Source organism: Rhizobium sp. SG_E_25_P2 (assembly GCF_029892285.1).
Taxonomy (GTDB): Bacteria; Pseudomonadota; Alphaproteobacteria; order Rhizobiales; family Rhizobiaceae; genus Rhizobium_E.
Window position 1 is genome coordinate 68215 of record NZ_JARXVM010000013.1, and the last position, 25245, is coordinate 93459.

Sequence of the window (25245 nt, forward strand, 5' to 3'; positions counted from 1 at the left end):
CCCCCAAAGGTTTTTTACTGGGTCTTGCCGAAGGCTTCGGCATAGCCGGCGCTAGCGCCGTTCCAGTCCATTTGCATCAGCTTGTCGATCTGGGCCGCAGTCAGTTGCTTGCCATAGAGGAAGTCGAAACCCTTGGCCACGGCGGTGCGCATGTCCTCCTTGAAGAGGTCGGGATAGCCGATCTCGGCAAACCACTGATAGGCAAGCTCGCCGCCGGCAGCCGTGGCAGGATCGATTGCCGGCGTCTTGTAGACACGGCCGTTCTTGACGGCATCGAGGCCCGCCAGAACCGGATGCTGGAGGATATCGGCCGGCTTGATGGCGTCGTTGTAATAGTTGACGAACACGATATCGGGCTTCCACTGCAGCAGGGATTCAGCACCCACCTTAACCGAACCTTCGGTGAAGCCGGCCTCCGTCGCCACGTTGGCAAGGCCGGACGCGATGAAATAGGCTTCCTCGCGCCCGAAGACGACGAATTCGTTGTCGTTCATGCTGTCGATGAAGACGATCCGCGGCTTCGGCCTGCCGGCCGTCTTGAGAACGGCGGCTATATCGGCAACGGTCTTGTCTTCCCAGTCGAGAAAGGCCTTGGCGCGATCTTCCTTGCCGAGAATCTTGCCCAGCATCGCGACATAGCCGCGGCGGGTCTCGCGCGATTCAGTGCTGACGGTTGCGACCTTGATGCCGGCATTTTCCATCGGCGCCACGCGCTCGTCGCCCTTGGCCTGCCACTGCAGCACGACGTCGGGCCGTGCCTTCAGGATCTCCTCGACATTGGGAATGAAGTTCGGCGCGACCAGGTCTGTGCGGATGGCGCTGATCTCGGGGAAGAGTTGTCCGATGACGCCGTTCATCAGCGCCGTCTTGGCGCGCGGATTTATCGCAACTAGGCGGCTCGTGCCCTGGTCAATGGCAATCAGCGCCTCAGGGATGGGCAGCGGGAAGATCGCGACCGATTTGACGGGGCTTGCAATGACAACGTCCTTGCCGCGCGAATCTTGGATTGTGACCTCGGCTGCAGCCACCAGGGCGCTGGAGCCCAGCAAAGCAGCGATGCCCAGGATGAGAAAACCCAGAGACGGGCGGCGGCGGATTGTTGCAGACATGGACAGCTCCTCGAAAAACGATCTGGGCATGGCGTATTAATCATGACAGTTATTGTCAAGTATTTTCGCTGGGGATCCCCGTTCGACGGCACTGGAACCACGCCAAGAGCAAATGACAGCGAGAGGCACTCGCGCCGCCTCGTTCGACACAATCCTCACACTGCTGGCAGCCCCGTAAACGATGTGCGGCGAACACGAATAAACGCATGTTTTCGCGCATCGCGGGCAATGACTTGCTCTTGATGGGAATCGAACCAGCGTTCCGAAGAACCGCCCCCCATTACCACCATTGCAACCAGCCCGCACTTTCAGTTATTGCAGTTAGAGGCCTGGTTCGCTATATTGACGGCTAAGGAGATATCGTCATGGCCAGCCAGATTGTTCATTTCGCCAGACTGTCAGATCGCGACCGAAAAATAGCAACGCCCTTACCAAAGCTGGTTGCCGGCGACAGGCTGGAACTCCACGTTCGTGATGCAGGTGGCAAGGAGCGGACGCTCCCGATCCCGCCCTCGGCCGCCGCGGCTGTTGAAGCCCTTCTGGCGCACATGCTGCGCGGAGAGCGCGTTGCCGTGCTGGCCGAGGACCAGGAACTGAGCCCGAGCGAAATTTCAGCCATTCTCGGCATCTCCCGCCCGCTCGTCGTCTTGCGCATGGACCGGGGCGATCTGCCATTCCGCTACGTCGGCAAACACCGCCGCGCCCTCCTTAAGGATGTGCTCGCGTTGAAGTCGAAGCTCGACAAACGACAGACGGCGATGGAAGCGCTAGCCGAGGACACAGAGGACCTGATCGAGACCTATGGCCTCTAATCCGCCCGTCGCGGTCTACGATGCCTGCGTCCTCTACCCCTTCCACCTGCGCAACATTCTGATCCAGTGCGCCTTCGACGGTTTCGTCGAGGCGCGCTGGACCGACGATATACATGATGAGTGGATGCGCAATCTCGCCGCGAACACACCAGGTTTGTCCATCCACCGTCTCGAAGCCACGCGCGACCGGATGAACGCCGTCCTCCCAGAGGCAGTCGTGGCGGACTATCGCCCGTTGATGCACGAGCTCACGTTACCGGATCCCGACGATCGGCATGTTCTGGCAGCCGCCATTTCAGCGAAGGCCTCCGTTATCGTCACCTGGAACCTGAAGGACTTTCCCGCGAGAAACCTTCTCGCCCATGGTGTGACCAGCAAGTCGCCAGATGATTTCCTTACCGATCTCCATGCGGCGTTTCCTGATGCACTAATCTCCAGTGTCAGGAGTGCAAGGCATAATCTGCGCAAGACAATCCCATCGGTTGAGGCGTTCATCGACGCGCTTCATCAAGGCGGACTGAAGAAGTTTTCAGAGGTGCTTCGCCGGAACATAACCGGACTGGAGTGAGCTGGCGCAATCCTTGAAAAATTGATGCGAACGTCCGACGACTTCCTTGGGTCATCGAGTCGTCCTTATCAGCTTTACGGATTCTTAACCGTCTGCCCCTAATTCCGCACGCCCTCGGTCTGAGGCCCCGAGAAAATACGGAATGACACATGCCAAACGAAGACCTTTCCAGACGCCAATTCCAGAAAAAGATCTCGACCTACTGCGATGTCCGCATTGTCCCCGTCGCACCGGATTGGGTGGTGGACAACCTCCGCCCCTATCTTCTGGCGTTGATCACATTTCGAAAGACACCCGCTCTCGCAAATAACCGCTATGACTGGCGGCAGATAGCGCACGATTGTGGGATCGATGAAGCGCTGACGACAACGTTGAAGAAACAACTGCGACCAGCGCTGGATGCGATCATGCGCTGGCTCAAGGAGCCGACTATAGAAGACGACGCTCCCAAAGGCAGAAGACTGCAAGCTGTGCCGATATCCGGTGCCACGGGAAAGTTTGCCCCCTCCCCGACAAGCCAGCATCACGAAGTCGAAGAGGTCGAGAGCTCGCCCTCACCTAGCCGCCCCGGTCCTAAGCCGAGACCAGTTTCTGACAAACCAGAACCATTGTTCGAGGCGAACGAAGACCCGAGTTCATTCGCCGATGCACTCGCGCATCAAATGCGTCGCTTTGGCGAGAGTTACTGGCAACTCCACCGGGCGGTCGTTCGCATAGACGAAACCTTTGATGCGAAGACCTTGCTGTCGTGGATTGAGGGCCAGCATGTGCCTCGCTCAGTGGCCAGCTTTGATATCCTTTGCCGGATCGAGCGCAGATATGGCTTGGAGCGAGGCTACTTCAAAGCGAAACTGCCACATCAGTCCAGATCGCTATATGGCCACGATCTGGAAGACATCGGCCCGGCGGAGCGTCGCCGGCTCGCCTGGCATCTTCCCGACGACTTCGGCAGCCTGCCTTTTTCAAATCGCGAAGAGATCCTGGAATGGGTCCGGCGCGTCATCATCTCGGGGTCGACGGATTACAGACGTTTCCAGGCGGCAGCGACGAAGCAGCGCTACGCGATCCGGTTCCCTGGGGTCATATATGGCGGGAGTGCACTGACTCCTCGACTGGTGGCTTCTAGCTGGCTGCGAGATGAGGACGAAAAAGGGCCTACGACCGAGGCGCTGGAGGATCCAGATCTACTCTCCGGTGTCGTCGACGCACCCCCTCGGCTTGCGATGGAGATGGCAGACCTGATCCGCTTCAAGACGTCGACACTGACCGAGATAGGCTATCGCAGGAATGGCGTCTGGAATGAGGAGACAGCCAGCCAGAAGATCGAACATCTCGGCCTGATGTTTGGGGCACTTGCGGCATCCCCGAACGGGGTTGTCAAAGGTCGAGGCGTGCCGCTCAGCCAACTCACCTTCGGTCTCCTGATCTTCCCTGGCGTGTGGGACTGGTATTTGCAATGGCGGGAGCGCCGTCGCGGCTTCTTCACCAAATGGGAGGAAGACATGCTGATGGTGGCCATGGCCCTCACTCGCGCTGAAGTCGGCTGGATCCGCCAACATCCCGAACTGTTGCGCAACGTGAAGCCGATCGAAGGACTGATCACGACAGACGAGATTGCAGCTGCTCGTCGAGATTGGCACGGTGCATGCGAGGACTTCCATCGCCATGCAGCCAATCGATCAAAAGAAATCCAGCGGGTGATGCGGGTCCACCGAGATCCGTTCGAGCCAATCATGTGCGTGCTGGAGGCAGATAGCCCGCTCGCTGAATATCGGAAGATCACCGAGGAGATCTTGAAGCGAATGCCCGATGAGCACCGCTACCCGAGAGCAGCCGCCGAGGCCGTCCGTTCCTTCCTGATGCTAAGGCTTGGCTTACATCTCGGCCTCAGGCAGAAAAACCTTCGGCAATTGCTGGTCTGCCCGCGCGGACAATTCCCGACAGCAGAACGCCGGCTCGAAGACATGAAGCGCGGCGAACTGCGTTGGAACGAACGGGAGCGTGGGTGGGAGGTCTTCATCCCGTCCAACGCATTCAAGAACTCGGGCTCATCTTTTTTTGGGCAGAAGCCGTTTCGTCTGGTGCTGCCGGATCTTCTTGATCTCTACACCTATCTCAATGCCTATATCGAGCGGCATCGGAAGGTGCTCCTGGGTCGCGCGCATGATCCGGGGACGCTTTTCGTCAAAACCGTCAAAACGACCAGTATCGATGCGGCGTATAATCAGACAACATTCTACGAGGCTTGGCGGTTGGCGATTCAGCGCTACGGCATATACAATCCGTATACCGGCCGCGGCGCGATTAAGGGTCTGCTACCGCATGGCCCCCACAATGTCCGAGACGTGCTCGCCACACACATCCTAAAGCAGACAGGATCCTATGAGCAGGCAAGTTATGCCATCCAAGACACGCCTGACGTCGTGCAGCAGCACTACGGGCGCTTTCTGCCCCAGGACAAAGCAGCATTGGCGGCGCGGATCCTTAATCAGGTATGGGAGGCGGCGTAGTGTGGCGGATGCGTCGCTCAACCCATTGCAGGCATGAGCGCAAAATGTCCACGTCCGTCTAGGGCACTGCCGGTCGTCCCCGCCTTGAAGGGATCAGAACTGGCGACCCTCTTTTCGACCACGCAACAACAGTCCTTACAAGCAAAATAGCCATTCTGGCTGACACCCAGAACCTTGCAGAGACGGTGTGCGGGGAATTCTGTTTTCGCCTGGTCGATGACACAGAACTTCATCGACTTCCCTCCTTCGCGAAAAAAGTCGCGGCACGCTTCAGTATCTTGCGCTCCTGCCGCAAGATTTCGTTCTCCGGGCGTAAACGCTTCAGCTTGGCCGCCATGTCTTCCGTGGCGGTGGACCTTGGCGGCGCATCCATCGCCTAATCACGGCTACGACCGATCCAGCGCACCAGCGTCGACAGGCCGACGCCCAGGTCCTGGGCGATCTCGCGCTAAATCCGCCCGCTCGTCTGCGCCAAGCACACCGCCTCAGTCTCAAATTCCTTGGTAAAATTCTTCTGCTTCGGAATTCCGATTTCCTTTCAACTCAAGAAAACCTCCCCACTTTTCCGATGCAAGTCTAACTCAAGACTCTCCCGAAAACTGGAGGGAAATTGGGGCTTAGGTCAAGTATGGCGTTCAAGAACAATACCGCGATCTTCCCTACAGTCGCCGTTAATGACGAACGAAAATAGAGGAGCATATACTCAGCCGTCTCGACGCAGAAGCCGGCCGGGGCTGTCGCCACCGACCGCTCTGTTGCGCAGAACCTCAGTGGATGTCAGAGGCCCAGCGCGCTGAGATCTTTTTCGACACGCTCGCGCGCCTTTTTCGGCAGTTTTGCGGATTTGACTGCGTCGAGATTGGCCGGCGCATCGCCCACGACCACGACGGCGGCCATGCCCATGCCGAAATGCGGCGTGCATTTTACGATATAGGCGCCTGGCACGGTGAAGGTGATCTTGATCGCCTCGTTCATCTTGCCCTTGAAGGCTTCGGCGCCGGCCGGGATGAGATCCTTGACGCTTTCAGCGTTGTGGCTTTTGTCGGTTGGAACGAATGTGACTGTGTCGCCAGGGACGACCTTCAGGCCGCCGGGTTCGAACACCATCGCACCGTCTTTGCCCTTGTTGAGCATGTGGATTTCATGGTCGGCCGCCTGAGCGGCAAAGGCCAAAGCCAAAGAAATTACGGCTGTAGCAGCGAGGGAGAGGAGGGTCTTGGTCATCGGTCTAGCTCCGGTTTGAGAGCGCATTCGGCTCTGTTGAGAAGACCATAATCGTTTCGCCGAGGCGCTCTTTGCGGTTCGTCAAAGATCTTGAGGAAAGACAGACTTAGCGGTTTGAGGCGTCGGCAAGGGCCTGCAGCCCCTTGACGTCGCGCACCAGAAGTTTCTGCCGGCCGCCCTCGACAAGCCCCTTGGATTCCCAGGCGCTGAGAATGCGCGAAACAGTGTGGAGCGTGGTGCCGGTCATCTCGGCGATGTCCTGGCGGGTGATCGGGAAATCGATGCGCACGCCGTTTTCGGCCGGCTTGCCCGCCTGCTGGCTGAGCCGCAGGACCGTATGGGCGACCCGGCGCTCCACCTCTTCGGTGGACATTTCCCGAATGCGGGTATGGGCTTCTTCAAGCCGCTGGCCGATGGTGTTGAGCGCGCTGACCGCCAGATGCGGGCTTCTGTCGATGAATTGCGGCCAGGCCTCGGTCGGCCAGGACATAGCGAGGCTCTCCGTCATCGTCAGCGCGGTGCCGGGATAATCGTTGCGCCGCAACGCTCGCGCAAAGCCGAAAAGGTCGCCAGGATGAACAACCCTAACGATGATCTGCTGCCCGTCCTGTGTGACCTGCGTCACTTTCAGTCGGCCATTGATCAGCAGATAAAAGTGCGTCGCCGGCGCGCCCTGTTCGAAGAAGGCTTCGCCGGCATCCGCGCGCTTGGGAACGGCTTGCGCGATCAGCGCGTCGAGATCCCCGTCCGGCATGCGTTCGAACATGGAAAAACGGCGCAGGACGGTTCTGTCGATCTTCACGGAATTCTCCCCGGTCTTTGGCGCGACGATAACCGATGGAGACCCTCCGCAATTGACATAGAGCAAATCGTCACGAAATAAGCCCGCGCTCCCTCAACCGCATCAAGGCCTTGGCGTACCAGCGATCGTCTCGGATCAGCCGGAAACCGAGATTGGCGGGCGGCGCGCCGACCGAGCAGCCGCCAGTTTTGGGATCGCGCACGAAGGCGCTCATCGGCGACCGATGCTGCCCAACCGTGACATAGACGCCGCAACTCGATACGGCAGACGCAGTCCAATCACCCGCGAGATCGACGCGGCGATGACAGGTGGTGGTCCATTCCCAGACATTGCCTGCGAAATCGGCGAGACCATAGAGGTTTTCGCCGTAATGGCCGCGCTCGCGCGGCTTGGGATCGCTGGCCGCCTTGCGCGCGGTCTCGCGGTCGTAATCCGCCAGCCAACGCAGAGCAGGATTGTCGCTATCTTCATCGACGCCGAGCGCATCGTCGGGAAAGCGGTCGCCCGCCGCATTGGCGATCTCCTCATGGCTCGGCAGCCGCCAGACATCGCCAGTTTCGCGGCTCAGCCAGCGGGCATAGGCGCTGGCGTCATCGAAGCTGACGCCAGTTACAGGGAAAACTTCGCCATGATGATCGGCCATTGCAATGGCGGGGCAAGCTTGGGCCTGGACGCAACGACGATAGTCGACTTCCGAAACCTGATATTTCATCACAGCGATCGGACCGAGACCGTCCTTTGACACCATCGGCGGATCGACGGCAAATCCATTTCGATAAAATTCGCCGTCGGCGCGATAACGGAAAGCGTGGTCGGGAATAGTCACCGTCACCGGCGCAATCGCTGGATTGACGCTCGCCTTCCCATTTCCGACGCCCAGTTGATGGGCGACGCCGAGCGAGAAGGCGATGAGAAGCGCAGCCGGCGCGGCGACCGAGAAGAGCGAGACGGTCTTGGTTATGAAAGTCTGGCCCGTCATGGCGATCTCCTCGGTTTCTCCGCCCGGTTAGTGGCTGTTCGGCGACACGATTGCCGTCATCAGGTCGTTGTTCCACTCGCCCTCAACCTTGAAATGGGCGGCTGCGCCCTTCTCGAAAGCCTCGATCAGATTGTGGTTCACATAGGCGTAGATGCCGGGTTGTTGGAACGTGTAGAAAGCCGCCCCTGCCGCGCCGCCGGGAATGAACCAGGTCTCCTGGTCGAGTTCCGGCGGATTGGCGAATTTGCCGGTCGCCCAGACATAATCGCCATGACCGCCGATCAGATGCGGGCGGGTGTCGCGGTTGGCTTGCGAATGCAGGATCAGCACGTTTTCGCCGACCTTGGCCTTGAGCGCATTTTCGCCGGTCAACGCGCCGACCGCGCCGTTGAACACGATATGGCTGGGAGTGAGCGTCTTCATCACTTCAAGCGTGTCGGCATAGGCGTCGCCGTGGCTTTCATATTTCTTGTAGGCGCCTGTCTCGTCACGCGGCACGTAGAAATCCTGCTCGCCGACATAATAGACGCGGTCGTAAACGAGATCATGGCCTTTGTGATCCTTGAGCCCATCACGCGGCAGCACCATGATCGCGCCATTCATGCCCGAGGTGACATGCCAGGGCACCATTCCGGGAGGGGCGCAGTGATAGACGAAAACGCCCGCCTTGGTGGCCTTGAAGCGCATCACGGCGTTTTCGCCGGGATTGACGATCGTGAGCGCGCCGCCGCCCAACGCGCCGGTGGCCGAATGGAAATCGATATTGTGTTGCAATTCATTGGTTTCCGGGTTGACCAGCGTCAGTTCAACATAATCGTCCTGATGAACGACGATCATCGGACCGGGCACAGAACCGTCAAAGGTCATCGCGTGGACTTCCGTGCCTTCGTCGTCGACGACGATCTTCTTTTCCTGGATGGTCAGCGTCACCTCATAGATTTTCGGGGCGCCTTCAGCCTTCTGGCTATGGGCATGGACGAAGGGCGGCTTGACCAGTTCGAGCTTTACCCGTTCGAGGGTCGAGAGGTCGGCCGGAGCCGGCTTCGCAGCGAGCTTGTCGTTGGCCTGGGCGACGCTGACGGCCACGAGCGGCGCCATGGCGCCTGCGAAAGCGGCGCCTGCGAGGATCGAGCGTCTTGTGATCTGGAATTCATTGCTCATCGGACATCTCCTTGATGTGGACGGAGGTTTTGCCGCCCTGTCGAAGAAGAACCTAACCGATCAGCCCTCCCCTCTCTTTGCGCCAGCACAATATCTCAAGGATTTATCAACCTTCTCCGGACTTGTGTTTTCGCAAAGAGCACGATCGCCGCCGTCTTTACTGTCTCCAAAACAATCAGGAGACCGCCATGACGTTATCACAGGAAGCAATTGACAAAATACAGGATCCCCGTGGCTTGTCGAGGTTCGGCCCAATACTGTTTTCTTACGGTTTCAGGCCGTTCTTCCTCGGCGGCGCAAGTTGGGCATGCGTAAGCATGATCCTCTGGATCGCGTCTCTTTCCACGGACATCGGGATAGGCGGCGGCTATGGCGCGCGCGCGTGGCACGCGCATGAAATGCTGTTCGGCTTCGGTTCCGCCATTGTCGCAGGCTTTCTGCTGACCGCCACGCCGAACTGGACGGGCAGATTGCCGATTTCCGGGCCGCCATTGATGCTGCTGTTTCTTCTCTGGGCGGCGGGCCGGCTTGCCCTCTTGTTTCCGGATACGCTCGGAGTGGTCCCATCAGTAATGATCGAAGCGGCCTTCTTGCCGGTTATGACCATCGTCTGCGTTCGCGAGATCATCGCCGGCCGGAAATGGGCGGATCTCAAGGTCATGGCCGGGCTCGGAGCCTTGGCGCTCGCCAATCTCTGCTTTCACTATGAAGTCATTGCCGAGGGTGGTCCTGTTCATGCCGGAAGGCTGGCGGTCTCCGCCTATCTGATGATGATCATTGTAGTAGGCGGGCGCATGCTGCCGAGCTTCACCCGCAACTGGCTCGCCAAGGCGGGCAAGACAAGTTTCCCCACGCCCCATAATCAGTACGACGCGACGGCAATCCTCGCCTCGCTGCCGGCTCTGGCGCTCTGGATCATGCTGCCGGACGAGAGGATCACCGGCGCGGCGGCGCTCGCGGCAGCGGCGCTTCACGCGGCGAGGCTCATTCGTTGGAAGGGCTGGACGACCGGCCGGGAGCCGCTGGTGAGCGTGCTGCATCTTGCTTACGCCTTCATTCCGCTCGGTTTTCTTGCCATCGCCGCCACTGCTTTCGACGTTCTCGACCCCGTATCGAGCCTGCATGTCCTGACGGTGGGCAGCGTGGCGACGATGATGCTGGCGGTGATGACGCGCGCCACCCGCGGCCATACCGGCCGGGCGCTGACCGCCTCACGCATGACCTGCCTGAGCTATGCCGCCCTCTTCGTCTGCGCCTTCATTCGCCCGCTCGCCGGCCTGTTCCCGGATCAACTGTCGCTGATCTATGCGGCAGCGGGGATGCTGTGGGTCGGCGGTTTCGGCCTCTATCTATGGGAATATGGCCCGATGCTGGTCAACCGCCGTCGGCAGTCGATCGGCGGCTGATGGGAGACGAAAAAAGCCGGGAGGAACCGATCTGGTTCCTCCCGGCTTTTCGTTTGTGCGGGATCAGGCGCGCATGCGGTCCGGCGTCCAGGGCGGATCATAGGTCAGCTCCACCTCGACGGAAGCGGCCAGACCCGACGCCAGCGCCCTCTCCCGAACCGCTTCGACCAGAAGACCCGCGGCGGGGCAGCCGCGCGTCGTCGTGGTCATGACGATGCGAAGGCCGCCCTTCGGCATAGCTTCGGCTCCATAGATCAAGCCTATGTCGATGACGCTCAGGCCGAGTTCTGGATCGATGACCTCGGCGAGCGCTGCGGCTATTTCAGGAACGAGATCGGCGGTCATGTCGCCGTCTGCCCACGCCGGATCATCACGCGGAAGGTCTCGCCGGTCTTGTCGTAGTTGCCGACCCATTGATGGCCGCGCTTGACCAGTTCGGGATAAAGCAAGATTGGCTCGCGGCCGAGGGCTGCAAACAGCACGGCCCCGGACGGCAACGTTTCCAACGTCTGAAGAATGCGCAGCATCGGCTGCGGTGGATCGAGATCGGTGAGATCAAGCTCGATGAGGGGATCCGGCCAGGCGTCCGCGCCTTCGGCGTCATCAGAAACGCGCACGGCGATGGTTTCCGGCAGGAAGCGCACTTCGAAATCGCCATCCTCCAATTCGACCACTTCGTGACGGAAGCCCTTGCGCGCCATCACCGAAAACAGCGGCTGAGGCTTGAACGGCGCGATCAGCCTCAGCCCCTGATCGGGGCCGAGCGCATTGACGCTCGCCATGATCTCGGCGAAGGGCTCAACGCCCGCCTTGAGGATCGGCCTCACATCGAGGTCCTTGTACTCCACGGCCATGATGATCTCCTTCAATTCGGATTGGCGGTGACGAGTTGCGGGCGCACAGCGCCCGAGGGAAGCCGCACGGACTCGGGCGCGTAGCTCAGGCGCCGGGCGCGGATAAATTCCAGCCCAAGCCCCGCCACCGTCGCAAACTGCGCCCAGGCGGCGAGCCGGAACCAGAAATCGAGCCCCAAGAGCAGGCATAGACCGCCGGCGATGACCGCGACATGATACAGCGCAAAGTACATCCGCGCCTTCGGCTCCCGGACGAGATCCTGCACGCGCGGCACGGCGCTGCGGCCCATCACCGGCCCATAGGCTTCGAGCCAGGTGAGAAACGGCACGATCTTGTAGAGTTGCGCGAGGCCCAAGCCGGAAAGCCAACCCATGGCGAGGCTATAGACGCCGGCTTCAAGCAGCGGCGCGGAGGTCGCAACGGTTTGCGACAGAAAGATAAGCACGAGACCGGTCGGCAGATGCAGCACGGAGACCAGGCCTGCAGACGTGTTGAGCTCCAGCGCCTTGCGGCGGCGGGCGAGAAACATGGCGACGAGATCGGCCAGATAGCAGACAATTGAGAGCGCGAAGAAGGCGCTGGCGGGCCAAAATGCGACGTCGCGAAACTCCGGGAGAACCCAAGCCGTCATCGCCCCCGCCCAAAGTGATATAAGACCGGTAAAAGCCGCAACCCCGAGCCAGCGTCCGAAGCGGCTCTTTTCCGGAGCCAGCATGAGCATCGAAAACAGACGGTAGCTCACACCAATGGCGGTGAGCGTCATCCAGCCCACAAGGCCCGAAAAAGCGTGAACGGGAAGGCCATGGGCAAGAAGATCGCCCGCCCAATCGGGCATGACCACGCCGGCGAGTAGACAGGAAAATGCGAGGCCGAGGCCGGCCGTGACGGCAAGCGCCAAGAGGCCGAGCAGCACCAAAAACCCCGGCGGATCATGCTGCTTTCGCGCCATCAGCGTGGCCGCGATCGACAGAACATGGACGCCAAATCCGATGAGGAGCAGAATGCCGCCGATCGGTAGAACGACAATGTCGAATTCGAGCCGACCGCCAAGGGACAGAAAACCCAAAAGCAGCAGAAGCAGCCCGAAAGAAAGCGCTACGAGCGCAGGCGCGGCAATCCAGGGCAATCGCGGCGAGGCGGCCGCCAGCACTGGCGCAAATTGCAGGAGCGCGCCCAGAAACAGCAATCCCAGCCAGCCGATCGCGATGAGATGCACAAGAACAAGCGTGTCCGGAGCCCCCGCATCGGCGGACGGAAAGCCGAAGCCGAATCCCTTCAGCGCAAGCCCTGACAACAGGCAGGCGAGAGCGACGGCGAAATAGCTCATGGTCCAGCGTGACAAGGGGGCTCCCGGCATGATCGGTCCTCAGTGACCGCCGCAGCAGCAGTCGCAGCCGCCGCCTTCGGCGCGGGTGATCAGCACTTTCCAGACGTCGGGACCCTCTTCGACATAATCCCAGCCAAATTCGTCAGGAAAGCGGGTCATGATCTGGTGATGCAGCGGCCGCGGATCGTGGTCGCTGGTCACCTGCATCGCCCGGCCCGGTTCGAGTTGGGCAAGCATGCCGAAGATGGAGGGATGGCGTTGGCTTGGCGGGATCACCCGCACATCGATTTCTGGAATGGCGCTCGACATATCGTCTCCGCTTCAATGTTGCTGTCGCGCCGGGTCTTTCGCCCGGCAAGCATTGGATAGACGGACGCCGCCTTGCGCACCTTGTTCCGGAACAAACTGCTTGCATTTCGTCAGGCCGGCTTGCGCTGGGGCAAAGAAGGGACGGCGCGAAACGCTTACGCCTCGGACAGTAAAATCAGAGGAAACGCCATGTCCGACGCCGTCATCGCCCGTTATGGAGAAGCGCGCCTGCCGCGCTACACCAGCTATCCCACGGCGCCCAAATTCGCCGATACGATCGGTCCGGCGGACTATGCCGAATGGCTGAAGGGCGCGAGGGGAGGCCAGACATCGCTCTATCTGCACATCCCTTTCTGTCGGTCGATGTGCTGGTATTGCGGCTGCCACACCACGATCACCGAGCGCGACCAGCCGATCGTTGATTTTCTCGATGCTCTGACGCGGGAAATCGACATGGCCTCGCGGCTGACAGAGGGTAGACTCGATGTCCGCGAGATCCATTTCGGCGGCGGCACGCCCACCATCATCAAGCCCGAAGAATTTCTCGGCCTGATGGCGCGGTTGCGCGGCAGCTTTGGCGTTCACAGCCGCGCCAATGTGTCGGTGGAGATCGACCCGCGCCGGCTAACCCCAGAGATGACGCAAGCTTTAGGGGAAGCCGGCGTGACCCGGGCGAGCCTGGGCGTGCAGAGCTTTGATCCGCGCGTCCAGAAAGCCATCAATCGCATCCAGTCGGAGAAGGAAACGGCGCTGGCGACCGAGGGTTTGAGGGCAAATGGAATCGGAAGCATCAATTTCGACCTGATCTATGGCCTGCCGCACCAGACCATCCGCTCCTGCGAGGAAACCGCCCGCGCCTGCGTGGCGATGCGGCCAGAACGACTGGCCGTGTTCGGCTATGCGCATGTGCCGAGCTTCAAGAAACACCAGCGTCTCATCGATGAAGCTACGCTCCCCGACGCCGCCGCCCGCCATGAACAGGCCGAAGCCATCGCCGAGACGCTCGAAGCCGGCGGCTATCGTCGCATCGGCCTCGACCATTTCGCCTTGCCCGAAGACGATTTGGCGAAAGCAGCCGACGCCGGCCTGCTGCGCCGCAATTTCCAGGGTTATACGACGGACAGCTGCGACGCTCTGATCGGCTTCGGCGCTTCATCCATCGGTCGGCTCGCCGAGGGATATGTGCAAAACGCAACGCCGCCGGGCGTCTATGCCCGCGAAGTCGTGGCCGGTCGTCTTCCCACGGCGAAAGGCTATCGTCTCACCGCCGAAGACCGGCTGCGGGCGCATGTGATCGAGCGGCTGATGTGCGATTTCGCTGCTGATGTCGCATCAATCTCCGCCTCTCACGGTTTTGAGCGCGATATGCTGTTGCGCGGCAATGCCGCGCTGCATTCTCTCGCCAAGGATGGGATCGCAACGATTGCCGATGGCGTCGTTCGGGTCGATGCGTCCAGGCGTTTTCTCATCCGCGCCGTGGCGGCCGCCTTCGACGCCTATCTCAGTGATCTCGGGCGCACCTTCAGCAAGGCGGCGTAAAGCGGGAAACATTTGTTACGCGCGCACGAAAAGACCCGGCGGACGCACATCCGCCGGGTCTTTTCGTGCTCGTTTTTGTCAGCGGGTCAAGCCGCGATAGATCGCCGGCAGCGCCCTGGGCAGTTTGCCGATATCGCCCACGACGGTGAAACCGTGACGGCCGAACATGACGGGCAGATAGGATTGCGCCTCTTTATCGACAGTGACGGCGAAGACGGCCGCGCCGCTTCGGCGCGCCTCCGCCACCGCCTTGCGCGAGTCCTCCAGCGCGAAACGGCCTTCATAATGATCGATGTCGTTGGGCTTGCCGTCTGTCAGCACCAGCAGCAGCTTGCGGCGGTTGGCTTGCTTTGACAGTTCCGCCGCCGCATGCCGGATCGCCGCGCCCATACGGGTGTAATAGCCGGGCTTGAGACCTGCGATGCGCCGCTCGATCCGCTCGCTCATCGGCTCGCCGAAGGCCTTCACCGTTTCGATCCGCACCCAGGCGCGACGGCGCGAGGTGAAGGTGAGGACGGAATGGTTGACCCCGCAGGCCGACAAGCCATGGGCGAGCACGGCGAGCGCTTCTTTCTCGACGTCCAGCACGCGATGATCGTCATGCCAGGCATCAGTGGAGAGAGATACATCAACGAGAATACTCACAGCGAGATCCTGGCCTTGCGGCCGCGACAGAAGATGGATGCGGTCGCTGCCTTCGCCGCCGGCGACTAGGTCCGTCTGCCGGCGCACTAGCGCGTCGAGATCGAGTTCCTCCCCATCAAGCTGCGCCTTGAGCGCCTCGTTTTTAGGCCGCAACAATTCGAACTGCCGCCGCACCTTGCGAATATGTGCGCGCGTCTCCTCGGTGGACATCAGACTCGCCTCCGCCTCGCTCGCGACAGCGGTGACGACGCGGCAGTAAGCGGGGATATAGGCGCCGGTCCGGTAGTTCCACTCTGGATAGCTGATCTCCGCCTCGATAGCCGAGGGATCGACCGCTTCGGGCGGCAGGTCGAGATCGAAGCGGAATTTCGAGGACGGCCGTTCCTTGCGCCGGCCCAGCGTGATTTCATCAAGGTCCCGCGCGGCCTCGCGATCGGCCTCGTCATTGTCGTCGGTGGGACGGTCGACATTGACCATCTCCGCCATCGCCAGGATCTTCTCGAAACGGTTGAGGATGAAGGGCGAGCGGTCGCTGGCGCCGCGCTCGGTTTCGCGATCGGCGCGGTAGCGGCCGGCGGAGCCCAGTCCGTCACCGGTGGTCACCGCATCATCCTCGGCCTCGACGCCCTTCGAAGCTTCGGCGCGCGGCTCGTAGCGCGGCCAGAGCGGGATGGGCATCAGGGGCTGGTAGCCTGCCGGCGCGCTGCGTGGAAAAATCGACGGCGGACAATCGATCGGCAGACCGGCGCCGGCCTTGAGCATGGCGAGCGCATCGTTCTCCACCAATTGCTCCACCGGCGGAAGCGCGCCGCGCAGGCGACCAGCAAGCACGCCGCGGCAGAGCGCGGCATAACGCGACGCCAGTCCCGGAAAGGCCTGTAGCGTCCGTCGCGTCGCGCGCTTGGCCGCGTCCAGCGCGGCGACATCCGCGTTGAGCGCGTCTTTCGCATCGGTGGCGGTCGGCTCCATTTGCGCCATATAGGCCGCGAGCCAGATATAGAGGTCGCGATTGAGCACTGCTTCAGGGAACAGGTCGATCACGGGCGGTAGCTGCACAGCGCCGCGATCGCGCGCCGCAGGAGCAGTCTTTTCCTCTCCCAACCCCATCAATTGCCGAAGCCGCAGCCGATGGCCGCTGGCTCTTGCATGGGCGGGGCCGAGCTGGACGGCGATATCGCCGCCGAAGCCGCGAAAGCAGGTCGCCAGCACCGGCTTGACGTCATCGAAGCTTATGGCGGCCTGCGGATAGCGCGGCATGCTGGAGGTGGATCCGACCAGTCGGTGCCAGGCCTTGCCGACGCTCTCCTCGAGTTCCAGGAATTCGAACATGGCGGCCTCAGGCGATGATGGCGGCGGCGACTTCGGTTAGTGCGGCCTTGACGTCGCCATCGTCGCTCAGGGGCTCGACGATGGCGGCGCGGATCGCATCCTTCCGGTCCATGCCGCTGTCGATGAGGGCGGCGCAATAGACGAGCAGCCGGGTCGACACCCCCTCCTCGATGTCTGCGCCCTTCAACTTGCGCAGCCGGCTCGCCAGCTCCACCAGGGGCGCGACGCGGGCTTCGTCTAGCCCGCTTTCGATCGCGACGACGGCGATCTCCTGCTTCTTGGGCAGGAAGTCGAACTCAATCGACACGAAACGCTGCTTGGTCGAGGGTTTCAACGCCTTCAGCATGGTCTGGTAGCCGGGATTATAGGACACGACCAGCATAAAGCCCGCTGGCGCGGCGAGCGTTTCGCCGGTCCGTTCGAGCGGCAGGATGCGGCGGTCGTCGGTTAAGGGATGCAGCACCACGGCGACATCCTTGCGCGCTTCGACGATCTCGTCGAGATAGCAGATCCCGCCGTCGCGCACGGCGCGGGTCAGGGGCCCGTCGACCCAGACTGTATCGCCGCCCTTGAGCAGATAACGGCCGGTCAGATCGGCGGCGGCGAGATCGTCGTGGCAGGACACGGTGGAGAGCGGCAGTCCCAGCCGCGCCGCCATATGGCTCACGAACCGGGTCTTGCCGCAGCCGGTCGGCCCCTTGAGGAGCAGCGGCAATTGACGGGTCCAGGCGGCTTCGAAGAGTTCGCATTCGCGGCCGCTCGGGATGTAGGGTGGAATATCGATGGCTGCGCGTTCGCGCGCGGTGGAGAGCATATTCATGACGTCACTCCGAGAAGGGGAAAGAAGACGGCCCCGCCCGAGGCGAGACCGAAGGGAGATCATTCAGCCGCCTGCAGGCTTGCCGCGCGGGTCTCGCGTTCGCGGCCCGGCACGAACAAAGCCCAGAGGAACATGACGGCCGAGATCAGCACGAATACGCCCGAGCCAAGCCGGATCCAGTAAAAGAGAGCCAGCTGGTCCTGCACATCCATGTAGCTTTCGCCGAGAACCCGTTGAAGATGCACTTGCAACACGCCCGCGAAGGTGAGCGCGAAGGTCATCACCGACATGGCCGAGCACATGATCCAGAAGCTGATCATCGACAGCATCTGGTTATAGGGCGCCCGTCCCCTGAGTTCCGGCACGGCATAGGCCATCATCGCGAGGTTGAGCATCACATAGGCGCCGAAGAAGGCGAGATGACCATGCGCGGCGGTGACCTGTGTACCGTGGGTGTAATAGTTGACCGAGGACAGCGTATGAAGGAAGCCCCAGACGCCGGCGCCGAAAAAGGCCATGACCGAGCAGCCGAGCGACCAGAGAATGGCGGCGCGGTTGGGATGCTTGCGGCCGGCCTTCCAGGTCATCACGAAGGTGAAGACGACCATGGTGAAGAAGGGCGCGACTTCGAGCGTCGAGAAGATCGAACCGATCCACTGCCAGTAACCGGGCGCGCCGATCCAGTAGAAGTGATGACCGGTGCCGAGAATGCCCGAGAACAGCGCGAGGCCGACAATCACATAGAGCCACTTCTCCACCACTTCACGGTCGATGCCGTTGAGCTTGATCATCAGGAAAGCCAGGACAGAGGCCATGATCAGCTCCCACACGCCCTCCACCCAGAGATGGACGACGAACCACCAATACATCTTGTCGAGCGCGAGATTGGCGGGATTGAAGAAGGCGAACAGGAAGAAGATCGCCACGCCCCAGAGCCCGAAGATCAGGATATTGGTGACGACTGTCTTGCGGCCTTTGAGCACCGTCAGCGTGACGTTGAACAGGAACATCAGCGCGACGACGACGATGCCGACCTTGATGGCGAAGGGCTGTTCGAGGAATTCACGGCCCTCATGAATGTGGAAGAGATAGCCGACCACGGCGACCGCGGCCGCAACGAGGAACAGCCAGAACTGGGCCACCGCGATGCGGGTGCTGTAAAGCTCCGTCTCCGCCTCTTCCGGCAGCAGGAAATAGGTGGAACCCATGAAGCCCATCAACAGCCAGACGATCAGCGCATTGGTGTGGATCATGCGCACGATGTTGAACGGCAGGAGCTCCGACAGCGTGTTGGGCAGGACATAGATCGTTCCGGCGAGCACGCCGAACAGGATCTGGGCGAAGAAGAGGCCGAGCGCGCCGTAGAAATACAGCATGGCGACCTTCTGGGTCTGATATTTCATGATGATGCTCCTTCCCGTCTTTCAACCGGCCTCGTTGGGCGGCCATTTCTGGGTCTTGATCTTGCTGGTCCAGCGCAGGAATTCGGAGAGATCGTTGAGTTCCTGATCGTTGAGATGGAACTGCGGCATCTGACGACGACCCTCGATGCCCGAAGGCTGGGCAGCCATCCAGGCCTTGAAGGTCTCGCGCGTTGTCTCAACATCATCGTCGCCACCCATGCGGGTCCAGACATTGCCGAGCTCGGGGGCGAAATAGGCGCCTTCGCCGAGCAGCGTGTGGCAGTTGATGCAGGCGTTCTTCTCCCAGACCCGCTTGCCCCGCTCGACCGCAGAGGTGAGCGTGCTTTCGTCTGTCGAGGTGGTGCGCATGTAGTAGTGGCTGTGAGCGGTCAGCCCGATGAAGATGGCGAAGAAGAAGGCCGAGCCGCCGTAGAAGACGTTCCGCGCTCCTGTTTTGGTCAAATAGTCCGACATGTCTGTCCCTCTCGCTTCCCGCGGACAAGGCGCGGGATCGGATGATGCGGAGGCCGGCGCGCCAGCCTCTGAGTTTAGGGATGCCGGAAGAGGCGCGCGCCTTCTTTGTCGAAAGGCAAATAAATCTGACGCCAAAAATGAGAGGCCCCGAAGGGCCTCCGCGTCAGCTCAGGAAAAAGGGAATGGCGGCTTTGGCGGCCGCGAGCGCTGTGAACAGCGCGGGCCAGGCGATCAGCGCCGCGGCCAGTCGCGGCCTCTCCCCGCGCAGTCCCATGAAATCGAGAATGACGATCCGCGCCTTGATGATCGTCAGCCCGATCACGGCGGCGAGCGCCCAGAGCGGCAACGTCTCGTGTTTCCATTGCGAGACGATCAGCGAAGCTGTGATAGCGATGAGGAAAAGCCAGATGGCGCAGCCGAACAGCCAGCGCGTTTGCATATTGCGCATGAAATCACCCGAGATAGACGATGGGAAAAATGACGAGCCAGACGAGATCGACCGCGTGCCAGAGCGTGGCGACAAGGGCGACATTGCCCGGCTGCGGCCGCCGCGCCACCAGCAACATGATCAAGCTCAGAAAGACGACATGGGCGAGATGGAAGCCGGTGATGAGGAAATAGAGTTCGAAGAAAGCGTTGAAGCTCGCTTCGCCTGCGAAATGCAGATCGCCCCGATATTCCCAAGCCTTGATCGCGGCGAAGACGAGGCCGAGAAAAGCCGCCGACCACAGACCGATCTTGCGACCCAGTTCGGTGTTGGCCCGCACCGCCGCCGCCGCACGCCAGCCGCTTGCAAGTAAGACCAGCGTGTTGAGACTGGCGAGCCGCGTGTCCATATGGAGCTTGGCGACGCCGAAATCCTCCGGATGCAGAAACGACATCACCAGGAAACCGCCAAGCAACACGCCGAAGGCCGCAAGCTCGCTCCATACCAAAATCCAAAGAATGAGGTCTCCACCTTCGTCTTCCACTGCAGTGCTGTCTATGATCGCCGCCATCGCCGTCTCTCCGTTTCGTCGATCCGGGGTAGCGTGGCGAAATTTTCTCTTCTTTGCTCTTTGACAAAGAGCAGGCGGCTTCAACGGCGGATAGAACGAGAAACGGAGATTTGACCATGACGGATGCGCAGACGGGACTTATGGTGGCGACGCCTGTGATCATCGGGTTTTCAATCGCGCTTTACAGAATGGGCGTGCTGCAGCGCTACAGCACGACGGTCGCGGTGATGGCGTCTGTCGTGATCGCGGGCGTGCTGTTCTTTCAGCAATAGGGTTGCGGCCGCCATGATCCGCCTTCTCATCGCGTTCTCCGTCTTCATCGCGCTGCATTCGGTCCCGGCGATCCCTGCCCTGCGCGGTCGGCTGATCGAAAAAATGGGGCGCAGGGCCTACCTCATCGCCTATTCGGTCGTCTCGACGCTGGTTCTCGGCTGGCTGTTCTACGAGGCGCTGCAGACGGATTATATCGAGCTTTGGGAGCCCGCGCCCTGGCAGGCCTGGATCACCTTCCTGCTGGCTCCGGTCGGCCTATTCCTGGTCATCGCAGGACTGATCAGCCCTAATCCTTTCTCGGTTACGCTGAGGCGACAGACGGAAAAAATCGGCGCTGTCGTCAGGCTCACCCGCCATCCGGTGCTCTGGGGTTTTTTCGTCTGGGCCATCGGCCATATCGCGCCGAATGGCGATCTGCGGTCGCTGCTGCTGTTCGGCGGTTTTGCGCTGTTTTCGCTAGGCGGCGTTGCTATTCAGGAAGGCCGCAGCCGCAAACGTTTCGGCGCTCGTTGGAATACCGTCTCGGAGGGCACCTCCTGTGTATTTCGCAATCCTTTCAACCTCCGCTGGGACGCGCTGGCCCGGTTGGCATTCGCTCTCACCGCGCTTACAGCCGCGCTTCTACTGGAAGGCGGCCATCTGGCGGCCCTCGGTGTCGATCCAATGGCGATGGCGACAGGTTGAGTTTGAGCTGCTCGGGCGACGTAAAAACTTTCCCGCCGTATCAACAAGGGGTCATGTCGCCGCCAGGATGAGGTTCCTAACCACATGGCCTACGAGGCGCACAAGACCACGATCGGCGACCATCTCGTCGCAAGCTCGCTGGATGTCTGCTTCTAGTTTACCACCTGCGTCGCTTTGCCGAGAGCTATTGGCAACTCCACCCGGCGCTCGTGTGTGGATGCCCCCGGTTTGGCAAGAAGAATTTTCTAACGACTGTCTGCGGACGAGGAATTCTATCGGTCGTTTGTCAGGCCTCATAATGTGGCCTGAAGTAGCCACGGGCCGGGATGCAGTTCGAAGAACAGGGTCCACATCGGTTCAGAGAGCTTGGTTGGCTCGAGCCCCGGGACTGGCTTACCCCGTTCTGAACATTGAAGTCCTTTCCGCATCGTTCCGTCAGTCGATCTTCTCACCGGGGCTCATCACCCCAGGCATTTTCCGCATTGCCGCCCAATGGAGGCAGCGGGTCACGCCATCCTGTAATTCTGCTCCCTTGTCATCATCGCCCATATAATGCGCGCCATCTTGTTGGCGAGTGCGACGGCGGCGACCATTCTAGGTTTCCGACCAAGAATGTGGCCGAGCCAATTATCTGGAAGCACACCCTTGCGGACGATCCATCGAATAAGGCTCATGGCCCCTACGATCAGTAATCTGCGAATATCGGTTTGTCCCATTTTGCTGACACCGCCCAGACGGGTCTTTCCACCCGTCGAGTGCTGTCTTGGAACGAGGCCGAGCCAGGCGGCAAAGTTTCGACCGCTCTTGAAAGCACGAAGATCGGGTGCGAAGGCAAGGATCGCGCCGGCGGTCACCGGCCCTACGCCAGGAACAGTGCAGAGACGTTGCATGTCTTCATTCGACTTCGTGGTCTCGCGAAGCTTCAGGCTCAGTTCGTCGACCTTTTCGCTGAGCAGCCCGATCTGATCCAGGTAGAGCTGGCCGATTACTCGAACGCTATCCGGCAGATCAGCAGCCTCATCAGCCAGTATGCCTGGAACCGCACCGAGATTGGCAGGGCCTTGGGCAACGACTATTCCGAACTCTGCCAGATGGCCGCGCAGGGCATTGATGAGCTGGGTGCGCTGGCGCACAAAGCACTGGTGGGTGCGGAATGCTACTGCGCGCGCCTGATGCTCGGCGCTCTTGACCGCGACGTAGTGCATGTTCGGACGTAGCGCGGCCTCCGCAATCGCGGCTGCATCGGCGGCGTCATTCTTCTGGCGTTTGACGAACGGCTTCACATAGATTGGCGGTATCAGCCGTACGTCGTGGCCGCGACTACGCGCGAACCGTCCCCAGAAGTGACTTGTGGCACACGCTTCCATCGCCACGATGCACGGCGACTGCTCACTTAGAAACTGCTGCAATCGAGCCCGGGACAGTAACCGGTTGAATAGAACCGCACCGCCGCGATCCGCGCCACAGACCTGGAAGCTCCGCTTTGCAAGGTCGATCGCAAGGATATGCACCTGTGTCATCTGCCTTTCCTCCGTGAGCGCCACCGTGGCGCTGGACAGGCATCATACTCCGATGCCGGCCGGAGGGGGCATCCACCCCATCAGTTCAGTTTTATCCGTATAATCACAGCATTACCAGATCTTCCGTATGAAGCTGAGTTGCAAGTAATCACCATCGAATGCGTTTCGGCTGTACACATCGCTCAGGTATTTGATCGAAACCGTCGTGCGCTGGTCAGGAAAATCCACAGCGAGGATTGGCCCGAGCCGGATTGATTTGTGTCTTTGGCCGTCCTCTGCGGGGACGGCAAGTGAGCCGGTATCATCCTCGATCTGCCAGCGGACATTGCCGGCGAGGCCGAATTGGAAACGATCGTAGCGCTCCGTGACCGCGAAGTCGGCGGACAGATAGTCGCCGTCACGGTAAGTGAAGCCACCCGTCGCATCCTCCCGTTCGAAATTGTGGTTGTAGAACACCCTTCCGGAGAATTCGGTCGCGTCCAGGAAGATCGGTTTCGTCCGGTAGGTGAAGGCGACATTCGGCGACAGAACCCAGCTGTTGAAGCCCGGATTCCCGACAGCCGTGTTGTCGTAGCTTCCGATCGGGATGGTCACGCCGAGGCCGAGGCCAAGCGTGAACCCCACTGGCATCGGAGGCACGAAATCGGCCGTTGGCTTTGGCTGCCCTTCTGCTGCCGGCGGCGGACCATCATACCAGCTCTTCGACCAGAAGAAGAGGTCGGAATAGGCGTCGAAAAGACCCGTATGCTTGCTGCTCAGATCCACAGGCAAGGTGTCGGTGATCGTCATATCGTGCTTGCCGTAAGCGAAGATCAGCGACGAGGCCATCCGACCGCCGAACAGCTCGCCCGGATAGACATAAAGCCCACCCAATTGGCCTTGAAGAAGTTGCTCGTCCGTATCCGAAAACTTCGCGTCACCATGAGCGTCGCTAAGGCGATCCCGTCGGTTACCCCACAGCCCACCGATTGCGTAGAAGCCCGGCTCCGGCGGGAGTTCGGCAGCCCTGATGTCGGACGTCGCCCCAGGTGTCACCGTCTGGTAGAATTCTGCGGCCTGTGCGCCATTGTCTGGCAGAAAGGTCAGCCCAGCAAGCGCGAGCCATGCCAGCCTGCCATTCGAAATCGATTTGTTCATTTCAGTCCCCCTTTGATGATTTCAATGCACCGGAACGACCGGGCTGCCCGTCGTGGCGGGCTCTCGAAGCGCTCGGCCAAAGGCAAATCCGGCCAGCAGAAGCAGCCCGCACAGCGCCGTGAACCCGGCAAAGACCGCCATCGCGGCGACCATGCCGCCACCAAGTGCCGCCACACCGGCAACCACGATCGGGCAGACGAACTGGCCGATGAAGAACATCGACGTCCACAGACCGGAGACACGGCCACGATAGCCTTCCGGCAAGTTGCTCATGGTGAAGGCCAGCACGAGCGGCAGGGAAATGCCGCACCCGACATTGTTGATGAACATGCCCACGACACCCCCGGCCAGCGACGACTGGGTGTAGAGAACGGCAAAGCCTACCGCTTGCGTCAGCATGGCACCGGCGAGCAGTGCCCCGACCGGACGCCTTGACTGAAAGCGAAAGAGTGCGGCGCCTGCGACGACACCGACGGATCCCATGGCGCTGGCAAGCCCCAGCATGCTGGGGTCGGAATAGCCGCGTTCGCTGAGGACCAGCGAGATATGCACGGGCGTGATGTAGAACAGCGCACCGCAGATCAACGTCGCCGAGAGCGTGCCGACAAAGCGAAGATCGACGATGCTCCGAATGCCGTCGGCAACATCGGACTCGGCAGCTTTGCCCACGGCACCACGTGCCGGCTCGAAGATGATCGCCAGGATCAGCGGAATGAAAAGCGCCGTTGCGCCGTAAACGAGGAAGGGCGCCCGCCAGTTGTAGTTGCCGAGAAACCCAGCCAGGACGAAGCAAACCGTCGCCACGAGGGCTGCGGAACCGAACTGCACCGAAAGCCAGTGAGCCCGCCGCTGTCCCGTGAAATAATCGCAGATCAGCGCTGTGCTCGCCGTCATCACGCCCGCCTCGGCGATGCCGACGACCGCGCGGGTTGCGATGATGGCGTGGAGATTGTCGAGCCAGAACGGTGCAATGCCAGCGGCGGCATAAAGCCCGAGCGCCCAGACCAGCACGCTCCGCCGGCCGAAACGGTCGGTGAGCAAACCGGCAACAGGCGCGAGCAGCGCCACGAAAAGAGCGGGCGTGACCAGCGCAAGCGGCGCCAGCAAGGACGCGTGCGGCACATCAGCGAAATGCTCGATCATGTGTGGCAAGACGGGCGCGAATAGGGTCGACCCGATCGGGGCGAGCCATGCGGCCGCCACCAGCAGCAGCCCGTGACGGGTACCCGCTGTCATAGTTTGCATTTCATCCTCCTCCTCCAGGCACACGTCGGCGATCACGCGCGAGACGTGCCGTGGCTCCCTTGATTTTGCTGATATGATCCATCCACCGGTCCAACCCGACCGGAGGCATGCCTGCA

General features: G+C 60.9%; 25 protein-coding genes and 1 pseudogene. 7 read left to right on the forward strand and 19 right to left on the reverse strand.

What is annotated here, in order from left to right; translation table 11 throughout:
* Positions 1 to 14 precede the first annotated feature (14 nt).
* Positions 15 to 1109 (reverse strand): ABC transporter substrate-binding protein, encoded by a 1095-nt coding sequence (locus tag M2360_RS17875; RefSeq protein ID WP_280776616.1) that lies wholly within the window; start codon positions 1107 to 1109, stop codon positions 15 to 17.
* A gap of 365 nt (positions 1110 to 1474) precedes the next feature.
* On the opposite strand from M2360_RS17875, the gene M2360_RS17880 reads away from it, so the two are divergent.
* The 3 genes from M2360_RS17880 (at position 1475) to M2360_RS17890 (ending at position 4999) form a co-directional block, all read left to right on the forward strand.
* On the forward strand, positions 1475 to 1921 hold the full coding sequence (locus M2360_RS17880; RefSeq protein ID WP_016555300.1) for an excisionase: 447 nt from the start codon (positions 1475 to 1477) through the stop codon (positions 1919 to 1921).
* Entirely contained in the window at positions 1911 to 2489 is a 579-nt protein-coding gene (locus M2360_RS17885) for a PIN domain-containing protein (RefSeq protein ID WP_280776617.1), read from the forward strand. Before M2360_RS17880 ends, M2360_RS17885 begins: the two co-directional genes overlap by 11 nt.
* 149 nt (positions 2490 to 2638) lie before the next feature.
* Positions 2639 to 4999: a hypothetical protein gene (locus tag M2360_RS17890; protein ID WP_280776618.1), complete on the forward strand. Its 2361-nt coding sequence runs from the start codon at positions 2639 to 2641 to the stop codon at positions 4997 to 4999.
* A 131-nt stretch (positions 5000 to 5130) separates the two neighbouring features.
* Here the strand turns inward: M2360_RS17890 and M2360_RS17895 are convergent.
* From M2360_RS17895 to nirK, 5 genes and pseudogenes are all read right to left on the reverse strand, one after another.
* Positions 5131 to 5531, reverse strand: a pseudogene (locus M2360_RS17895) (transposase); the annotation flags it as partial.
* 245 nt (positions 5532 to 5776) lie between these two features.
* Positions 5777 to 6223: a pseudoazurin gene (locus M2360_RS17900; protein WP_280776619.1), complete on the reverse strand. Its 447-nt coding sequence runs from the start codon at positions 6221 to 6223 to the stop codon at positions 5777 to 5779.
* Between the two features lie 106 nt (positions 6224 to 6329).
* Positions 6330 to 7025 carry a Crp/Fnr family transcriptional regulator gene (locus M2360_RS17905; RefSeq protein WP_137155589.1) on the reverse strand — a complete coding sequence of 232 codons (696 nt, stop codon included), beginning with the start codon at positions 7023 to 7025 and terminating at the stop codon, positions 6330 to 6332.
* A gap of 70 nt (positions 7026 to 7095) precedes the next feature.
* On the reverse strand, positions 7096 to 8004 hold the full coding sequence (locus tag M2360_RS17910) for a formylglycine-generating enzyme family protein (protein WP_280776620.1): 909 nt from the start codon (positions 8002 to 8004) through the stop codon (positions 7096 to 7098).
* A gap of 27 nt (positions 8005 to 8031) precedes the next feature.
* On the reverse strand, positions 8032 to 9165 hold the full coding sequence (gene nirK / locus M2360_RS17915; protein WP_280776621.1) for a copper-containing nitrite reductase: 1134 nt from the start codon (positions 9163 to 9165) through the stop codon (positions 8032 to 8034).
* 188 nt (positions 9166 to 9353) lie between these two features.
* On the opposite strand from nirK, the gene M2360_RS17920 reads away from it, so the two are divergent.
* The gene (locus M2360_RS17920; RefSeq protein WP_280776622.1) at positions 9354 to 10571 is read left to right on the forward strand and encodes an NnrS family protein; all 1218 of its coding nucleotides are present in this window, start codon (positions 9354 to 9356) and stop codon (positions 10569 to 10571) included.
* Positions 10572 to 10634: 63 nt separating this feature from the next.
* Here the strand turns inward: M2360_RS17920 and M2360_RS17925 are convergent, their stop codons facing one another.
* Genes M2360_RS17925 through M2360_RS17940 form a run of 4 tightly spaced genes read right to left on the reverse strand, consistent with a single transcriptional unit; the run spans position 10635 to position 13062 of the window.
* The gene (locus M2360_RS17925; protein ID WP_280776623.1) at positions 10635 to 10916 is read right to left on the reverse strand and encodes a metal-sulfur cluster assembly factor; all 282 of its coding nucleotides are present in this window, start codon (positions 10914 to 10916) and stop codon (positions 10635 to 10637) included.
* Entirely contained in the window at positions 10913 to 11425 is a 513-nt protein-coding gene (locus M2360_RS17930; RefSeq protein WP_280776624.1) for a DUF2249 domain-containing protein, read from the reverse strand. Before M2360_RS17930 ends, M2360_RS17925 begins: the two co-directional genes overlap by 4 nt.
* An 11-nt stretch (positions 11426 to 11436) precedes the next feature.
* On the reverse strand, positions 11437 to 12783 hold the full coding sequence (locus M2360_RS17935) for a hypothetical protein (protein ID WP_280776625.1): 1347 nt from the start codon (positions 12781 to 12783) through the stop codon (positions 11437 to 11439).
* A 9-nt stretch (positions 12784 to 12792) separates the two neighbouring features.
* Complete coding sequence (locus tag M2360_RS17940) at positions 12793 to 13062, reverse strand: DUF2249 domain-containing protein (RefSeq protein ID WP_263826148.1); 270 nt, start codon at positions 13060 to 13062, stop codon at positions 12793 to 12795.
* 189 nt (positions 13063 to 13251) lie between these two features.
* Here M2360_RS17940 and hemN point away from each other — a divergent pair, with 189 nt between their 5' ends.
* A complete protein-coding gene (gene hemN / locus M2360_RS17945) occupies positions 13252 to 14601 on the forward strand; it encodes an oxygen-independent coproporphyrinogen III oxidase (RefSeq protein ID WP_280776626.1) in 1350 nt (449 codons plus the stop codon).
* A 78-nt stretch (positions 14602 to 14679) separates the two neighbouring features.
* Here the strand turns inward: hemN and M2360_RS17950 are convergent, their stop codons facing one another.
* The 6 genes from M2360_RS17950 to M2360_RS17975 form a co-directional block, all read right to left on the reverse strand.
* Positions 14680 to 16575 carry a VWA domain-containing protein gene (locus M2360_RS17950; RefSeq protein ID WP_280776627.1) on the reverse strand — a complete coding sequence of 632 codons (1896 nt, stop codon included), beginning with the start codon at positions 16573 to 16575 and terminating at the stop codon, positions 14680 to 14682.
* Positions 16576 to 16582: 7 nt separating this feature from the next.
* Positions 16583 to 17395 (reverse strand): CbbQ/NirQ/NorQ/GpvN family protein, encoded by an 813-nt coding sequence (locus M2360_RS17955; RefSeq protein ID WP_280776628.1) that lies wholly within the window; start codon positions 17393 to 17395, stop codon positions 16583 to 16585.
* 59 nt (positions 17396 to 17454) lie between these two features.
* Positions 17455 to 18798 (reverse strand): cbb3-type cytochrome c oxidase subunit I, encoded by a 1344-nt coding sequence (locus tag M2360_RS17960; RefSeq protein ID WP_280776629.1) that lies wholly within the window; start codon positions 18796 to 18798, stop codon positions 17455 to 17457.
* Between the two features lie 21 nt (positions 18799 to 18819).
* Entirely contained in the window at positions 18820 to 19272 is a 453-nt protein-coding gene (locus M2360_RS17965) for a cytochrome c (RefSeq protein WP_137155601.1), read from the reverse strand.
* 163 nt (positions 19273 to 19435) lie between these two features.
* On the reverse strand, positions 19436 to 19720 hold the full coding sequence (locus M2360_RS17970) for a cytochrome C oxidase subunit IV family protein (protein ID WP_182830168.1): 285 nt from the start codon (positions 19718 to 19720) through the stop codon (positions 19436 to 19438).
* A gap of 4 nt (positions 19721 to 19724) precedes the next feature.
* A complete protein-coding gene (locus tag M2360_RS17975) occupies positions 19725 to 20270 on the reverse strand; it encodes a cytochrome c oxidase subunit 3 (protein WP_280776630.1) in 546 nt (181 codons plus the stop codon).
* A gap of 116 nt (positions 20271 to 20386) precedes the next feature.
* Between M2360_RS17975 and M2360_RS17980 the strand changes: the two genes are divergently transcribed.
* Both M2360_RS17980 and M2360_RS17985 read left to right on the forward strand, forming a co-directional pair.
* Positions 20387 to 20542 carry a hypothetical protein gene (locus M2360_RS17980; protein ID WP_170976445.1) on the forward strand — a complete coding sequence of 52 codons (156 nt, stop codon included), beginning with the start codon at positions 20387 to 20389 and terminating at the stop codon, positions 20540 to 20542.
* A 13-nt stretch (positions 20543 to 20555) separates the two neighbouring features.
* Positions 20556 to 21227: an NnrU family protein gene (locus tag M2360_RS17985; protein WP_280776631.1), complete on the forward strand. Its 672-nt coding sequence runs from the start codon at positions 20556 to 20558 to the stop codon at positions 21225 to 21227.
* Between the two features lie 506 nt (positions 21228 to 21733).
* Here M2360_RS17985 and M2360_RS17990 read toward each other — a convergent pair.
* From M2360_RS17990 to M2360_RS18000, 3 genes are all read right to left on the reverse strand, one after another.
* The gene (locus tag M2360_RS17990; protein WP_280776632.1) at positions 21734 to 22747 is read right to left on the reverse strand and encodes an IS110 family transposase; all 1014 of its coding nucleotides are present in this window, start codon (positions 22745 to 22747) and stop codon (positions 21734 to 21736) included.
* Positions 22748 to 22858: 111 nt separating this feature from the next.
* The gene (locus tag M2360_RS17995) at positions 22859 to 23884 is read right to left on the reverse strand and encodes a transporter (protein WP_280776633.1); all 1026 of its coding nucleotides are present in this window, start codon (positions 23882 to 23884) and stop codon (positions 22859 to 22861) included.
* 21 nt (positions 23885 to 23905) lie between these two features.
* Positions 23906 to 25129: an MFS transporter gene (locus tag M2360_RS18000; RefSeq protein WP_280776634.1), complete on the reverse strand. Its 1224-nt coding sequence runs from the start codon at positions 25127 to 25129 to the stop codon at positions 23906 to 23908.
* Positions 25130 to 25245: the final 116 nt, after the last annotated feature.

Bases quoted from the DNA above. Each gene is read 5' to 3' on its own strand.
- M2360_RS17875 (WP_280776616.1), bottom strand. From the start codon at position 1,109: ATGTCTGCAACAATCCGCCGCCGCCCGTCTCTGGGTTTTCTCATCCTG.
- M2360_RS17880 (WP_016555300.1), top strand. From the start codon at position 1,475: ATGGCCAGCCAGATTGTTCATTTCGCCAGACTGTCAGATCGCGACCGA.
- M2360_RS17885 (WP_280776617.1), top strand. From the start codon at position 1,911: ATGGCCTCTAATCCGCCCGTCGCGGTCTACGATGCCTGCGTCCTCTAC.
- M2360_RS17890 (WP_280776618.1), top strand. From the start codon at position 2,639: ATGCCAAACGAAGACCTTTCCAGACGCCAATTCCAGAAAAAGATCTCG.
- M2360_RS17900 (WP_280776619.1), bottom strand. From the start codon at position 6,223: ATGACCAAGACCCTCCTCTCCCTCGCTGCTACAGCCGTAATTTCTTTG.
- M2360_RS17910 (WP_280776620.1), bottom strand. From the start codon at position 8,004: ATGACGGGCCAGACTTTCATAACCAAGACCGTCTCGCTCTTCTCGGTC.
- nirK (WP_280776621.1), bottom strand. From the start codon at position 9,165: ATGAGCAATGAATTCCAGATCACAAGACGCTCGATCCTCGCAGGCGCC.
- M2360_RS17920 (WP_280776622.1), top strand. From the start codon at position 9,354: ATGACGTTATCACAGGAAGCAATTGACAAAATACAGGATCCCCGTGGC.
- M2360_RS17925 (WP_280776623.1), bottom strand. From the start codon at position 10,916: ATGACCGCCGATCTCGTTCCTGAAATAGCCGCAGCGCTCGCCGAGGTC.
- M2360_RS17930 (WP_280776624.1), bottom strand. From the start codon at position 11,425: ATGGCCGTGGAGTACAAGGACCTCGATGTGAGGCCGATCCTCAAGGCG.
- M2360_RS17935 (WP_280776625.1), bottom strand. From the start codon at position 12,783: ATGCCGGGAGCCCCCTTGTCACGCTGGACCATGAGCTATTTCGCCGTC.
- M2360_RS17940 (WP_263826148.1), bottom strand. From the start codon at position 13,062: ATGTCGAGCGCCATTCCAGAAATCGATGTGCGGGTGATCCCGCCAAGC.
- hemN (WP_280776626.1), top strand. From the start codon at position 13,252: ATGTCCGACGCCGTCATCGCCCGTTATGGAGAAGCGCGCCTGCCGCGC.
- M2360_RS17950 (WP_280776627.1), bottom strand. From the start codon at position 16,575: ATGTTCGAATTCCTGGAACTCGAGGAGAGCGTCGGCAAGGCCTGGCAC.
- M2360_RS17955 (WP_280776628.1), bottom strand. From the start codon at position 17,395: ATGAATATGCTCTCCACCGCGCGCGAACGCGCAGCCATCGATATTCCA.
- M2360_RS17960 (WP_280776629.1), bottom strand. From the start codon at position 18,798: ATGAAATATCAGACCCAGAAGGTCGCCATGCTGTATTTCTACGGCGCG.
- M2360_RS17965 (WP_137155601.1), bottom strand. From the start codon at position 19,272: ATGTCGGACTATTTGACCAAAACAGGAGCGCGGAACGTCTTCTACGGC.
- M2360_RS17970 (WP_182830168.1), bottom strand. From the start codon at position 19,720: ATGCGCAATATGCAAACGCGCTGGCTGTTCGGCTGCGCCATCTGGCTT.
- M2360_RS17975 (WP_280776630.1), bottom strand. From the start codon at position 20,270: ATGGCGGCGATCATAGACAGCACTGCAGTGGAAGACGAAGGTGGAGAC.
- M2360_RS17980 (WP_170976445.1), top strand. From the start codon at position 20,387: ATGACGGATGCGCAGACGGGACTTATGGTGGCGACGCCTGTGATCATC.
- M2360_RS17985 (WP_280776631.1), top strand. From the start codon at position 20,556: ATGATCCGCCTTCTCATCGCGTTCTCCGTCTTCATCGCGCTGCATTCG.
- M2360_RS17990 (WP_280776632.1), bottom strand. From the start codon at position 22,747: ATGACACAGGTGCATATCCTTGCGATCGACCTTGCAAAGCGGAGCTTC.
- M2360_RS17995 (WP_280776633.1), bottom strand. From the start codon at position 23,884: ATGAACAAATCGATTTCGAATGGCAGGCTGGCATGGCTCGCGCTTGCT.
- M2360_RS18000 (WP_280776634.1), bottom strand. From the start codon at position 25,129: ATGCAAACTATGACAGCGGGTACCCGTCACGGGCTGCTGCTGGTGGCG.